Source organism: Mycobacterium shinjukuense (assembly GCF_010730055.1).
Taxonomy (GTDB): domain Bacteria; phylum Actinomycetota; class Actinomycetes; order Mycobacteriales; family Mycobacteriaceae; genus Mycobacterium; species Mycobacterium shinjukuense.
The window spans coordinates 3,378,736-3,391,056 of record NZ_AP022575.1 but is presented as its reverse complement, the minus strand read 5'-3'; the positions used below and the strand labels follow the sequence as shown (position 1 = coordinate 3,391,056).

Annotated in this window: 13 protein-coding genes; 11 read left to right on the top strand and 2 right to left on the bottom strand. The window is 69.2% G+C overall.

Annotated features, from left to right (window positions below):
• Nucleotides 1-9 precede the first annotated feature (9 nt).
• The 9 genes from G6N20_RS15360 to G6N20_RS15320 all read left to right on the top strand — a co-directional run bounded on the left by G6N20_RS15360 (nucleotide 10) and on the right by G6N20_RS15320 (nucleotide 9,105).
• Nucleotides 10-912 carry an FAD binding domain-containing protein gene (locus G6N20_RS15360; protein WP_083052079.1) on the top strand — a complete coding sequence of 301 codons (903 nt, stop codon included), beginning with the start codon at nucleotides 10-12 and terminating at the stop codon, nucleotides 910-912.
• Between the two features lie 95 nt (nucleotides 913-1,007).
• Nucleotides 1,008-1,487 carry a (2Fe-2S)-binding protein gene (locus G6N20_RS15355; RefSeq protein WP_083052077.1) on the top strand — a complete coding sequence of 160 codons (480 nt, stop codon included), beginning with the start codon at nucleotides 1,008-1,010 and terminating at the stop codon, nucleotides 1,485-1,487.
• Nucleotides 1,484-3,883: an aerobic carbon-monoxide dehydrogenase large subunit gene (locus G6N20_RS15350; RefSeq protein ID WP_083052076.1), complete on the top strand. Its 2,400-nt coding sequence runs from the start codon at nucleotides 1,484-1,486 to the stop codon at nucleotides 3,881-3,883. Before G6N20_RS15355 ends, G6N20_RS15350 begins: the two co-directional genes overlap by 4 nt.
• A 20-nt stretch (nucleotides 3,884-3,903) precedes the next feature.
• A complete protein-coding gene (locus G6N20_RS15345; protein WP_083052075.1) occupies nucleotides 3,904-4,659 on the top strand; it encodes an XdhC family protein in 756 nt (251 codons plus the stop codon).
• Nucleotides 4,656-5,249 carry a nucleotidyltransferase family protein gene (locus tag G6N20_RS15340; RefSeq protein ID WP_083052081.1) on the top strand — a complete coding sequence of 198 codons (594 nt, stop codon included), beginning with the start codon at nucleotides 4,656-4,658 and terminating at the stop codon, nucleotides 5,247-5,249. The genes G6N20_RS15345 and G6N20_RS15340 overlap by 4 nt, the downstream gene beginning before the upstream one ends.
• Nucleotides 5,246-6,124: an AAA family ATPase gene (locus G6N20_RS15335; protein WP_083052074.1), complete on the top strand. Its 879-nt coding sequence runs from the start codon at nucleotides 5,246-5,248 to the stop codon at nucleotides 6,122-6,124. Before G6N20_RS15340 ends, G6N20_RS15335 begins: the two co-directional genes overlap by 4 nt.
• Before the next feature lie 20 nt (nucleotides 6,125-6,144).
• Complete coding sequence (locus tag G6N20_RS15330) at nucleotides 6,145-6,774, top strand: SRPBCC family protein (RefSeq protein ID WP_083052073.1); 630 nt, start codon at nucleotides 6,145-6,147, stop codon at nucleotides 6,772-6,774.
• A 2-nt stretch (nucleotides 6,775-6,776) separates the two neighbouring features.
• Complete coding sequence (locus G6N20_RS15325; protein ID WP_083052072.1) at nucleotides 6,777-7,982, top strand: vWA domain-containing protein; 1,206 nt, start codon at nucleotides 6,777-6,779, stop codon at nucleotides 7,980-7,982.
• 16 nt (nucleotides 7,983-7,998) lie between these two features.
• Nucleotides 7,999-9,105 carry a glycoside hydrolase family 76 protein gene (locus G6N20_RS15320; protein ID WP_083052071.1) on the top strand — a complete coding sequence of 369 codons (1,107 nt, stop codon included), beginning with the start codon at nucleotides 7,999-8,001 and terminating at the stop codon, nucleotides 9,103-9,105.
• Here the strand turns inward: G6N20_RS15320 and G6N20_RS15315 are convergent.
• Nucleotides 9,094-9,765: a VTT domain-containing protein gene (locus G6N20_RS15315; RefSeq protein ID WP_083052068.1), complete on the bottom strand. Its 672-nt coding sequence runs from the start codon at nucleotides 9,763-9,765 to the stop codon at nucleotides 9,094-9,096. The two genes, G6N20_RS15320 and G6N20_RS15315, sit on opposite strands and share 12 nt — an antisense overlap.
• Before the next feature lie 79 nt (nucleotides 9,766-9,844).
• On the opposite strand from G6N20_RS15315, the gene fbaA reads away from it, so the two are divergent.
• A complete protein-coding gene (gene fbaA / locus G6N20_RS15310; RefSeq protein ID WP_083052065.1) occupies nucleotides 9,845-10,879 on the top strand; it encodes a class II fructose-bisphosphate aldolase in 1,035 nt (344 codons plus the stop codon).
• A gap of 69 nt (nucleotides 10,880-10,948) precedes the next feature.
• Here the strand turns inward: fbaA and G6N20_RS15305 are convergent, their stop codons facing one another.
• Nucleotides 10,949-11,785: an Rv0361 family membrane protein gene (locus tag G6N20_RS15305; RefSeq protein WP_083052062.1), complete on the bottom strand. Its 837-nt coding sequence runs from the start codon at nucleotides 11,783-11,785 to the stop codon at nucleotides 10,949-10,951.
• A gap of 52 nt (nucleotides 11,786-11,837) precedes the next feature.
• Between G6N20_RS15305 and G6N20_RS15300 the strand changes: the two genes are divergently transcribed.
• Nucleotides 11,838-12,251 (top strand): DUF3151 domain-containing protein, encoded by a 414-nt coding sequence (locus tag G6N20_RS15300; RefSeq protein ID WP_083052059.1) that lies wholly within the window; start codon nucleotides 11,838-11,840, stop codon nucleotides 12,249-12,251.
• Nucleotides 12,252-12,321: the final 70 nt, after the last annotated feature.

Here is a 12,321-nt window from a genome sequence, read left to right as displayed (position 1 = left end):
ACTGGCCGCATGCAAGTACCTGGGCCCTTCGAATACGAACGTGCGACCAGCGTGGACCATGCCATTGGACTGCTGGATCGGCTGGGGGAGGGGGCGCGCATCGTCGCCGGCGGACACAGCCTGCTGCCGATGATGAAGCTGCGCATCGCCAACCCCGAGTACCTGGTCGACATCAACGACCTGGCGCCCGAGCTGGGCTATGTGATCACCGACCCCACCCTGGTTCGGATCGGCGCCATGACCCGACACCGCGAGTTGTTGGAGTCGGACCGCCTGGCCGCGGCGTGCCCGATCTTCCGCGACGCCGAACGGGTGATCGCCGACCCGGTGGTGCGCAACCGCGGCACCCTGGGCGGGTCGCTGTGCCAGGCGGATCCGGCCGAGGACCTGTCCACCGTGTGCACCGTGCTGGGCGCGGTGTGCCTGGTGCGCGGGCCGGCGGGCGAACGCGAGATCGCCATCGACGACTTCCTGGTTGGCCCGTACGAGACCGCGCTGGCGTCCAACGAGATCCTGATCGATGTCCGAATCCCGGTGCGGCACAACACATCCAGCGCCTACGCGAAGGTAGAGCGGCGGGTCGGCGACTGGGCGATCACCGCGGCCGGTGCGAGCCTGACACTGGACGGCAACACCGGAGAAGACACCATCGTCGCCGCCCGGGTGGGGCTGACCGCGGTGAATCCGGACCCGGCCGCGCTGGCGGAGATCTCGACAGCGCTGGTCGGCCAGCCGGCCACCGAGGCCGTCTTCGCCGAGGCGGGCCGCCTGGCCGCCCAAGCCTGCGAACCGGTGACCGACCTGCGCGGCACTGCCGAGTATAAGCGGCACCTGGCCGCCGAACTGACCATCCGAACGTTGCGCACCGCGGCCGAACGGGTGCGTAATCAGCCAGCGCCGGAAGGGAACTAAAGGCGATCGCAAGCGCGGCGAAGCCGGGCGCAGTCCCCGGCAAGCGGGCGGTGCCCCCAGGTCGCCGCCAGGTCGCCGCCAGAAAGGAGAAGCCCATGCAGGTGAACATGACCGTCAACGGCGAACCGGTCACCGCCGAGGTCGAACCCCGGATGCTGTTGGTGCATTTCCTTCGTGATCAGTTGCGGCTCACCGGAACCCACTGGGGTTGCGACACCAGCAACTGCGGAACCTGCGTGGTCGACGTCGACGGCGTCCCGGTGAAGTCCTGCACGATGCTGGCCGTGATGGCGTCCGGGCATAGCGTGCGGACCGTGGAGGGCTTGGCGGGGCCCGACGGCCAGCTCGACCCGGTGCAGGAAGGCTTCATGCGCTGCCACGGTCTGCAATGCGGTTTCTGCACACCGGGAATGATGATCACCGCGCGCATGCTGCTGGACCGCAATCCGGATCCCGACGAACAGACCATTCGGGAGGCGATCTCGGGGCAGATCTGCCGGTGCACCGGCTACACCACCATCGTGCGCTCCATCCAGTGGGCCGCACAGCACCAGACCGTTAAGGCCGAGCCATGACCACCATCGAATCTCGCCCCCCGTCACCAGAAGATCTCGCCGACAACGCCCAGAAGCCGTGCGGCTACGGCCGGATGCTGCGCAAGGAAGATCCCCGTTTCATCCGGGGCCGCGGCAGATACGTCGACGACGTCGCGCTGCCGGGCATGTTGCACCTGGCGATCTTGCGCTCGCCGTATGCCCATGCCCGCATCGTCAGCGTCGACGTGACCGCCGCGCAGGCGCATCCGAAGGTCAAGGCGGTGGTGACCGGCGCCGACCTGGCCGCCAAGGGCCTGGCCTGGATGCCGACGCTGGCCAACGACGTGCAGGCGGTGCTGGCCACCGACAAGGTCCGCTTCCAGGGCCAGGAGGTGGCGTTTGTCGTTGCCGAGGACCGGTATTCGGCGCGCGACGCGCTGGAGCTGATCGACGTCGAGTACCAGCCGCTGGATCCGGTGGTGAATGTCCGGATGGCGCTGCACCCGTCGGCGCCGGTGATCCGCACCGACCTGCAGGGCAAGACCGACAACCACTGCTTCGACTGGGAGACCGGCGACGCCGCGGCCACCGAGGCGGCGTTCGCCAAGGCCGATGTGGTGGTCACGCAGGAGATCGTCTATCCGCGGGTGCACCCGGCGCCGATGGAAACCTGTGGCGCGGTGGCCGATCTGGATCCGGTCACCGGAAAACTGACGCTGTGGACCACCAGCCAGGCGCCGCACGCGCATCGCACGCTGTACGCGCTGGTGGCCGGGTTGCCCGAACACAAGATTCGGGTGATCTCGCCCGATATCGGCGGCGGCTTCGGCAACAAGGTGCCGATCTATCCCGGCTATGTGTGCGCCATCGTCGGCTCGCTGCTGCTGGGCAAGCCGGTGAAATGGATGGAGGACCGCAGCGAAAACCTGACCTCCACCGGCTTCGCGCGGGACTACATCATGGTCGGTGAGATCGCGGCCACCAAAGGGGGCCGGATCCTGGCGATCCGGTCCACCGTACTGGCCGACCATGGCGCGTTCAACGCTCAGGCCGCGCCGGCCAAGTACCCGGCCGGGTTCTTCGGGGTGTTCACCGGCAGCTACGACATCGAGGCCGCCTACTGCCACATGACCGCGGTGTACACCAACAAGGCGCCCGGCGGGGTGGCCTACGCGTGCTCGTTCCGGATCACCGAGGCGGTGTACTTCGTCGAGCGGCTGGTGGACTGCCTGGCGTTCGAGCTGAAGATGGACCCTGCCGAGCTGCGGCTGCGAAACCTGTTGCGGCCCGAGCAATTCCCGTACCCGAGCAAGACCGGCTGGGTGTACGACTCGGGCGACTACGAAGCCACGATGCGCAAGGCCATGGACATGATCGGCTACCACGCGCTGCGGGCCGAGCAGCAGCAGCGGCGGGAGCGTGGCGAGCTGATGGGCATCGGGATGTCGTTTTTCACCGAGGCCGTCGGCGCCGGCCCGCGCAAGGACATGGACATCCTGGGTCTGGGCATGGCCGACGGTTGTGAGCTGCGCGTGCACCCGACCGGCAAAGCCGTTGTGCGGCTTTCGGTTCAGACGCAGGGCCAGGGTCACGAGACGACGTTCGCCCAGATCGTTGCCGAGGAGCTGGGGATTGCGCCGGACGACATCGAGGTGGTGCACGGCGACACCGACCAGACGCCGTTCGGGTTGGGCACCTACGGCAGCCGGTCCACGCCGGTCTCGGGAGCGGCCGCGGCCCTGGTGGCGCGCAAGGTGCGCGACAAGGCCAGGATCATCGCGTCGGGCATGCTCGAGGTCTCGGTCGCCGACTTGGAGTGGGAGAAGGGCTCATTCCACGTCAAGGGTGACCCGTCGGCCTCGGTGACCATCGCCGACATCGCGATGCGCGCGCACGGCGCCGGCGACCTGCCCGACGGCATCGAAGGCGGACTGGACGCCCAGATCTGTTACAACCCGCAGAATCTGACCTACCCCTATGGCGCGTATTTCTGTGTGGTCGACGTCGATCCGGGAACCGCGGTGGTGAAGGTGCGCCGATTTTTGGCCGTCGACGATTGCGGCACCCGGATCAACCCGATGATCATCGAGGGTCAGGTACACGGCGGCATCGTCGACGGCATTGGCATGGCGCTGATGGAGATGATCGCCTTCGACGAGGACGGCAACTGTCTGGGTGGTTCGTTGATGGACTACCTGATCCCGACCGCGCTCGAGGTTCCGCACCTAGAGACCGGCCACACCGTGACCCCGTCGCCGCACCATCCGATCGGCGCCAAGGGCATCGGCGAGTCGGCCACGGTGGGTTCCCCGCCGGCGGTGGTGAACGCGGTGGTGGATGCGTTGGCGCCGTTCGGGGTTCGGCACGTGGACATGCCGTTGACGCCGTCGCGGGTGTGGGAGGCCATGCAGGGTCGGGCCACACCGCCGATCTAGGGGCGATCTTGGGGGCGCCGATGTCCATCAGTGACCGGGCCGCGCAGCTGGTGGCCGCGCGGACACCGTTCGTGCGCGCGACCGTGGTGCGGGCCCAGCCGCCCACCTCGGCACGGCCGGGTGATGAGGCAATCCTGTTGGCGGACGGCACCATCGAGGGCTTTGTCGGCGGGCACTGTGCGCAGAACTCGGTTCGCAAGGCGGCGATGGGCGTGTTGCAGGCCGGCGAGAGTGTGCTGCTGCGCGTGCTGCCCGACGGTGACGTGCACTTTCCCGAAGCTCCCGGCGCGTGTGTGGTGGTCAACCCGTGCCTGGCCGGTGGATCCCTGGAGATCTTTCTGGCCCCGCAGCTGCCGGCCCCGCTGATCCGGATTTACGGCGAAACCCCGATCGCCGACGCGTTGATCGAGCTGTGCGGCCTGTTGGGCTACGATGCGCGACGCGACACCGATCTGGCCGACGCCGACGCCTTGCCAACTGCGGTTGTGATCGCCAGCCACGGCGGGCCCGAAGCCGACATCATCCGCGCGGCGCTGGATGGCGGGGTCGGGTATGTCGGTCTGGTGGCCAGCACGGTGCGCGGCGCGTCCATCCTGGATTCGCTCGACCTGTCCGACGCCGAGCGGGCCCGGGTGCACACCCCGGTCGGATTGGCCATCGGCGCCAAGACGCCGGCGGAGATCGCGGTGTCGATCGCCGCGGAACTGATCGCCACCCGCCGCGGCGGCGGACTGGGATGCCGGAAGGCGTTGGCGGGCGGGAACAGCGGCGCATGACGGCGCGCAAGGTCACCGGTGTGGTGCTTGCCGCCGGGCGCTCCACCCGGCTGGGCACGCCCAAACAGCTGCTGCCGTACCGGGATACCACGGTGCTCGGGGCCACCCTCGACGTCGCCCGGCAAGCCGGATTCGACCAGCTGATCCTCACCCTGGGCGGTGCCGCGCCGGCGGTGCGCGCCGCGGTGGCCCTGCACGGCACCGACGTGGTGGTCGTCGGGGATCTCGGCGGCGGGTGTTCGGCGTCGCTGCGCCTCGCGTTGGACCGGGTGCATCCGCGGGCCGCCGGCATCGTGCTGATGCTGGGCGACCAGCCCCAGGTGGCGCCGGCGACACTGCGACGGATCATCGCCGCCGGGCCGGCCACCGACATCATGGTGTGCCGCTACACCGACGGCATCGGGCATCCATTCTGGTTTGGCCGCACCGTGTTCGGCGAACTCACGCGGTTGCACGGCGACAAGGGGGCGTGGCAGCTGGTGCACTCCGGCCGGCATCCAGTGGGCGAGCTCGCGGTGGACGGTCCGGTGCCGCTGGACGTGGACAGCTGGGACGACTACCGGCGGCTGCTGGAATCGGTGCCGCCATGACGTTCACCGACCCCGACGACGTGATCCGCCGGTTCGACGCACAGGATTTCCTGCTGGACACCGGAACCGCGTCGGCGATCTATCTGGCGAGCACACTTGGCAGGCCGCTGCTGCTGGAGGGCGAGCCCGGCGTCGGCAAGACGACGGCGGCGAAAACCCTTGCCGCGGTGCTGGATACCACGTTGATTCGGCTGCAGTGCTACGAGGGGTTGACGGCCAGCGAGGCGCTCTACGACTGGAACTACCAACGCCAGCTGCTGTCCATCCGGCTCGCTGAGGCGCGCGGCGGCGCCGTCTCGAATATCTCCGTGGCCGATCTGTACACCGAGGCTTATCTGGTGGATCGGCCGATTCTGCGGTGCGTCCGGCATCGCGGGCAAACCCCACCGGTGCTGCTGATCGACGAGATCGACCGGGCGGACGACGAATTCGAGGCGCTGCTGCTGGAGTTTCTTGGTGAGGCCGCGGTCACCGTCCCCGAGCTGGGCACCTTCGTCGCCGAGCGTCCGCCGATAGCGGTGCTGACCTCCAACCGCAGCCGCGACCTGCATGACGCGCTGCGGCGACGCTGCCTCTACCACTGGATCGACTACCCGGAGCCGGCCCGGGCGGCCGCGATCGTCCGCCGGACGGTGCCCGGTGCCACCGGGCCGCTGATCGAGCAGGTCACCCAATTCGTCGGCAGCGCACGCGATCTCGACCTGGACAAGCCGCCCGGGGTGGCCGAGACGATCGACTGGGTCGCCGCCCTGGTGGCGCTCGGGGTGGCCGACCTGGTCGACGAGCCAGCACTGGCCAGCCTGGGGGCTCTGGCCAAGACACCCGACGATGCGACGCTGATTCGCGACGCGTTGGTCGAATACAGCCGCACCTGAAAGATGACAGGACGCCCCAGATGAAGATCGCCCACCAGTTCACCGTCAGCGCGCCGATCGAGCGGGCCTGGGACATGCTGTGCGATCTGCAGCAGGTGATCCCGTTGATGCCAGGAGCGCAGCTGATCGGCCACGAGGGCGACGACTATCTGGGCAAGGTCAAGGTCAAGGTCGGGCCGGTCACCAGCGAATTCGCCGGCAAGGTGCGTTTCGTCGAACAGGACCGCGACCGGTACCGCGCGGTCATCGACGGCCAGGGTAAGGAATCGCGGGGCACCGGCAACGCGGCCGCCACGGTCACCGCCCAGCTGCACGAGGAGGACGGGCGCACCCGCGTCACCGTCGACACCGACCTGAAGATCGTCGGCAAGCTGGCCCAGTTCGGCAGCGGAATGCTGCAGCAGGTTTCGGAGAAGTTGCTCAGCCAGTTTGTGGACTCGCTGGAGGCCGAACTCCAGGCGCAAAGCGCCGCAAGTGAACCGCGCCCGGAGGTCGCCGCCCGGCCGGCCGCACCCGGCGCCGTCCCCGAGCCCGCTGCCATCGACCTGCTGGAGCTCGCCGGTGCCAGCAAGCTCAAGAAGTACGCTGCCGTGGGGCTGGCCGTGCTGGCGGCCGTGGTGCTGGTCTGGTTGGCGCGCCGGCGACGTTGACCATGCCAACCCCGGCCCTGTTGCGGGGCGTCGACCTGGCGGCGTTCGCGGCCGCGATGGTGGCGCGCCTGCGCGGCGCCGGGGTGCTGGTGTCCGCCAGCGGCCAGGCCGGTTTCGTGCAGGCTCTGCGGCGGTTGCCGCCGCACACCCCGTCGGCGCTGTATTGGGCCACCCGGCTGACCCTGGTCAACCGCGTGGAGGAGCTGGCCGTCTTCGACGCGGTGTTCGCCTCGGTGTTCGGCAGCGTCGAGCTGGACGACCGACGCGGCCCCGGTGCGTCCCCGCCGCTCCCGGGCCCCAACACCCCCGCGGCCGGGATCGTGCACCGCGCCGGCGGCCGGTCGGGCAGCGCCGCAGCCCACACGCTGCCGTGGGCCACCCGAACCGTCGTCGCTCACGACGACGCCGACGCGCTGAGCCTGCAGCTGCCCGACGTGCTGCCGAGCCGCATCGCGGCACTGGCCGACGAACCGTTCGACCGATTCGATCCCGACGACCTGCGGCTGCTGGGCTCCTGGCTGGAGACCGCGGTGCGGCGCTGGCCCCGGCGGCGCAGCCTGCGGTTCGAGCCCAGCCCGCACGGCAAGCGCATCGACCTGCGGGCGACCATGAACGCGTCGCGGGCCACCGGCTGGGAAGCCTTGCTGCTGGCGCGGTCCCGGCCGCGCCGTCGACCGCGGCGGGTGGTGCTGGTCTGCGACGTGAGCCGGTCGATGCAGCCCTACGCCGCGATCTACCTGCATCTGATGCGGGCGGCGGCGCTGCGCCACGGCGGGATTCGCCCCGAGGTCTTCGCCTTTTCGACGTCGTTGACCCGGCTGACCGCGGTGCTGTCGCACCGCTCGGCCGAGCTGGCGCTGCAGCGGGCCAACGCGAAGGTGACCGACCGCTACGGCGGCACGTTCATCGGCCGCAGCGTGGCGGCGCTGCTGGCCCCGCCGCACGGCGCCGCGCTGCGCGGCGCGGTGGTGATCATCGCCTCCGACGGCTGGGACAGCGATCCCCCCGAGGTGCTCGACCGCGCACTGGCCAGGGTCCGTCGCCGTGCCCAAACGCTGGTCTGGCTCAACCCCCGCGCGGCGCACAGCGAATTCCAGCCGCTGGCCGGTTCCATGGCGGCGGCGCTGCCCTATTGCGATCTGTTCCTGCCGGCGCACTCGCTGACCGGCCTACGTCAGCTGCTGCTGGCGCTGGCCGGCGGTCGATAGGGCAGGATCGGCAGCTATGGATCAGGTGTGGGCGAATCGGGCCGCCAGCGCCGAAGCCGCCGTCACGCAACGGCACCTGAAGCGGCTGTGGGCGCTGCCGGGCACCCAGCTGGGGGTGGTGGCCTGGCCGCCGGCGCGCCGCGAGCGCTGGTTCGGCGACTGGCACTACTGGTGGCAGGCGCATCTGCTGGATTGCCTGCTGGACGCGCAGCTGCGCGACCCGCAGCCGCACCGGCTCACCAGGATCAAGCGGCAGGTCCGTTCGCACCGGCTACGCAACTTCTCCTGGACCAACAGCTATTACGACGACATGGCGTGGCTGGCGCTGGCGTTGGAACGGGCGGCCCGGGTGGCCGGCGTGCGGCGCCCGCGGGTGCTGGCCAAGCTCGCCGATCAGTTCGTCACGGCGTGGGCGCCCGAGGACGGCGGCGGCATACCGTGGCGCAAGCAGGACCGGTTCTTCAACGCCCCCGCCAATGGTCCGGCGGGGATCTTCCTGGCTCGCTACGACGGCTGGCTGCCGCGCGCCGCGGCGATGGCCGACTGGATCGAGCGCACGCTGATCGACCCCGAGACGCACCTGGTGTTCGACGGCATCAAGGCGGGCTCGCTGGTCCGCGCGCAGTACACCTACTGCCAGGGCGTGGTGCTCGGGCTGGAAACCGAACTTGCCGTGCGCACCGGGAACGCCGAACACGCGCGGCGCGTGCACCGGTTGGTGGCGGCCGTCAACGAGCACATGGCGCCCGCGGGTGTGCTGCGGGGCGCCGACGGCGGGGACGGCGGCCTGTTCGCCGGCATCACCGCCCGCTACCTTGCGCTGGTCGCCAGGGCGTTACCGGGAGACCGCGCCGAGGACACCGCGGCCCGCGACACCGCCCGCGCACTGGTGCTGGCCTCGGCGCGCTCGGCGTGGGACTACCGGCAAACCCTGGACGGGTTGCCGGTATTCGGCGCGTTTTGGGACCGCGCCGCCGGATTGCCCACCGCGGCGGGCAAGAGGGCGCAGTTCGTCGGGGGTGCGGTGAGCGGCTCCGAGGTCGCCGAGCGGGACCTGTCGGTGCAACTGTCCGGCTGGATGCTGATGGAGGCCGCCCACCGCGTCACGGCGTCACTCGGGTAGCACCACCGGCTCGGCCCGGGCCGACCGTCGCCGCGCCCGGTAGCCGCGCCACGCCGCGATCAGCGCCGGCAACAGCGACACGCACACGATGGCCAGGATGATCAGCTGCAGGTGCTTGTGGACAAACGCCACATTGCCCAGGAAGTAGCCGGCAACCGTGACACCGCCGCCCCACAGGATGCCGCCGACGATGTCGAAGCCCAGAAACACCGGATACCGCATGTAGGACACCCCGGCGATCACCGGGGTGAACGTTCGCACGATCGGCAGGAAGCGGGCCAGGATGATGGCCTTGGGCCCGTATTTTTCGAAGAAGGCATGCGACTCGGTCACATAGTGCTTCTTGAAGAACCGGGAGTCTTCCTTCTTGAACAGCGCGGGCCCGATCTGGCGCCCGATGAAATAGCCGGTCTGGTCACCGAGCACGGCGACCACCGCGACGGCCGGGGCCAGGATCCAGACGTCGAGCGTCCCCTGGGCGGCCAGCAACCCACCGGTGAACAACAGTGATTCGCCGGGCAGCAGGGGAAACAGCAGCCCGGTCTCGACGAAGACGATGACCAGGATCGCCGGGAGCACCGCCGAGGCGAACAACCCCTGGGGGCCGATCCAGTACATCGGGTCGAGGATGTCGGGCAGGGCCAGCACGGCGGCGCTCATGATGCTTCAACATACCGGCCCGCCCCGTGGCCCCGACACTTGCGATACTGAGGGGACCAGCCTTGCAGGAGGAGGTTTCATGCCCATCGCAACGCCCGAGGTCTACGCCGAAATGCTGGGACGTGCCAAGGAGAATTCGTACGCGTTCCCGGCCATCAACTGCACCTCCTCGGAGACCATCAACGCCGCCATCAAGGGGTTCGCCGACGCCGGCAGCGACGGGATCATCCAGTTCTCCACCGGCGGCGCCGAGTTCGGCTCCGGCCTCGGGGTCAAGGACATGGTGACCGGCGCGCTGGCCCTGGCCGAATTCACCCACGTCATCGCGGCGAAATACCCGATCAACGTCGCGCTGCACACCGACCACTGCCCCAAGGACAAGCTGGACGGCTACGTGCGGCCGCTGCTGGCGATTTCGGCCGAGCGGGTGAGCAAGGGCGCCAACCCGCTGTTTCAGTCGCACATGTGGGACGGCTCGGCGGTGCCGATCGACGAGAACCTGGTCATCGCGCAGCAGCTGCTCAAGGAGGCGGCGGCGGCCAAGATCATCCTGGAGATCGAGATCGGCGTGGTGGGCGGCGAAGAAGACGGCGTCGCCAACGAAATCAACGAAAAGCTCTACACCACCCGCGAGGACTTCGCGAAAACCATCGAGGCGCTGGGCGCCGGCGAGCACGGCAAATACCTGCTGGCGGCGACGTTCGGCAACGTGCACGGCGTCTACAAGCCCGGCAACGTCAAGCTGCGCCCCGACATCCTGGCCCAGGGGCAAAAGGTTGCCGCGGCCAAGCTCGGGTTGCCCGAGGACGCCAAGCCGTTCGACTTCGTCTTCCACGGCGGCTCGGGTTCGCTGAAATCCGAGATCGAGGAGGCGCTGCGGTATGGGGTGGTGAAGATGAACGTCGACACCGACACCCAGTACGCGTTCACCCGCCCGATCGCCGGGCACATGTTCACCAATTACGACGGGGTGCTCAAGGTCGACGGCGAGGTGGGCGTCAAGAAGGTCTACGACCCGCGCAGCTACCTCAAAAAGGCCGAAGCTTCGATGACCGAACGCGTCGTGCAGGCCTGCCACGACCTGCACTGCGCGGGAAGGTCGCTCGCCGGCTGAGCCGGCGAACAGACGCAAAGGCCCCCATTTCGTATCGAAATGGGGGCCTTTGCGTCTGTTCGCGCCGGGCTAGCCGCTGGGGGACTGGCAGATCTTCCACTGATCGTCGCGGAACTGCAGGTCGATGCTGCGGGTCGAGCGGACCTGCGGGTCGTAGGCCATGAACGTGGTGACATTGGCCTCGGCCTGCTGGCCGTTGACGACGACCTCGTCGATGCTGGCGATGACCGGATATTGTTTGGCCGCCGAAACCCGTCGATAGGTTTCCGCCCAGGAGCGCTCGTCGTACTCCACATAGCCGTCCCGGGTGGTGCCGCAGGTGATGCCGCGCAGCGCGGTCAGGTCGCCGGTCTGGATCGCGACATCAAAGCTCTGGATGGCGTGCCGCACCAGGTCCTCCTGCGAGACCTTCGAACGTTTGTCGCGGGTGAGCAGCAGCGTGCCGAAGATCGCGATCGCCGCCAGCGCCAACACGATCACCACCACCGCCAGCACCCAGCCCCAATTGCGGTGTCCGGACATCGCCGCCTTCGCTGCTCCAGGCCGTGGCGGAATCGATTGCGGCACAGCGGTTTTCAGTGGAATTGTGGGCGGCGGTGGCGGTGGCACGCTGGGCGCCGGGTGGGTGTGCAAGACCTCGGTGGCGGCCTCCGGGGCGGTGGCGATGACCTGGGTCTCTTTGGCGTCGAAGCCGGGCGCGGTGAAGCGCCGTTCGCGCGCAGGTTTCGCGGCCTCGGGCGGGCTCTCCGGATCGGGCGTGCTGATCACCACGGTCTCGGTCTCGGCGTCGTGGGGTATCGGCGAGGAACTTTCCGGCGGGTGGACGCCGGGGTCTGTGGTCCGCTCGCTTGCCGGTACGTTCCTGCGGTCAGCGCCGTCGCGGTCGGGCTCGGGTGCGTTGGGCATGAGTGGAGCTTAGCGACCCGGCCGCCGCGGCGCGGATTGCAGAATAGAAGCCATGACACCGATGGGTGATCTCCTGGGACCCGATCCGATCCTGCTGCCCGGCGACAGCGAAGCCGAAGCCGAGCTGCTGGCCAACGAAAACCCGAGCATCGTCGCCGCCGCGCATCCGTCGGCCTCGGTGGTCTGGGCGGTGCTCGCCGAGCAGGCGCTGACCGACGACCAGGCCGTCACGGCCTACGCGTACGCCCGCACCGGCTACCACCGGGGCCTGGACCAACTGCGCCGCAACGGGTGGAAGGGCTTCGGCCCGGTGCCGTATGCCCACCAGCCCAACCGGGGCTTCCTGCGCTGTGTTGCGGCGCTGGCCCGGGCCGCCGACGCGATCGGCGAGACCGACGAATACACCCGCTGCCTGGATCTGCTCGACGATTGCGACCCGGCGGCCCGCCCGGCGCTGGGGTTGTGAGCTGTGAGTGGCGGGTGTTTCCCGCGCGGGGGTTCTGAGCTGATGGCCAGCAGCAAGCGGCCCCAAATCC

Coding starts and splice junctions, on each gene's coding strand:
- G6N20_RS15360 (WP_083052079.1), top strand. CDS start 10: ATGCAAGTACCTGGGCCCTTCGAATACGAACGTGCGACCAGCGTGGAC.
- G6N20_RS15355 (WP_083052077.1), top strand. CDS start 1,008: ATGCAGGTGAACATGACCGTCAACGGCGAACCGGTCACCGCCGAGGTC.
- G6N20_RS15350 (WP_083052076.1), top strand. CDS start 1,484: ATGACCACCATCGAATCTCGCCCCCCGTCACCAGAAGATCTCGCCGAC.
- G6N20_RS15345 (WP_083052075.1), top strand. CDS start 3,904: ATGTCCATCAGTGACCGGGCCGCGCAGCTGGTGGCCGCGCGGACACCG.
- G6N20_RS15340 (WP_083052081.1), top strand. CDS start 4,656: ATGACGGCGCGCAAGGTCACCGGTGTGGTGCTTGCCGCCGGGCGCTCC.
- G6N20_RS15335 (WP_083052074.1), top strand. CDS start 5,246: ATGACGTTCACCGACCCCGACGACGTGATCCGCCGGTTCGACGCACAG.
- G6N20_RS15330 (WP_083052073.1), top strand. CDS start 6,145: ATGAAGATCGCCCACCAGTTCACCGTCAGCGCGCCGATCGAGCGGGCC.
- G6N20_RS15325 (WP_083052072.1), top strand. CDS start 6,777: ATGCCAACCCCGGCCCTGTTGCGGGGCGTCGACCTGGCGGCGTTCGCG.
- G6N20_RS15320 (WP_083052071.1), top strand. CDS start 7,999: ATGGATCAGGTGTGGGCGAATCGGGCCGCCAGCGCCGAAGCCGCCGTC.
- G6N20_RS15315 (WP_083052068.1), bottom strand. CDS start 9,765: ATGAGCGCCGCCGTGCTGGCCCTGCCCGACATCCTCGACCCGATGTAC.
- fbaA (WP_083052065.1), top strand. CDS start 9,845: ATGCCCATCGCAACGCCCGAGGTCTACGCCGAAATGCTGGGACGTGCC.
- G6N20_RS15305 (WP_083052062.1), bottom strand. CDS start 11,785: ATGCCCAACGCACCCGAGCCCGACCGCGACGGCGCTGACCGCAGGAAC.
- G6N20_RS15300 (WP_083052059.1), top strand. CDS start 11,838: ATGACACCGATGGGTGATCTCCTGGGACCCGATCCGATCCTGCTGCCC.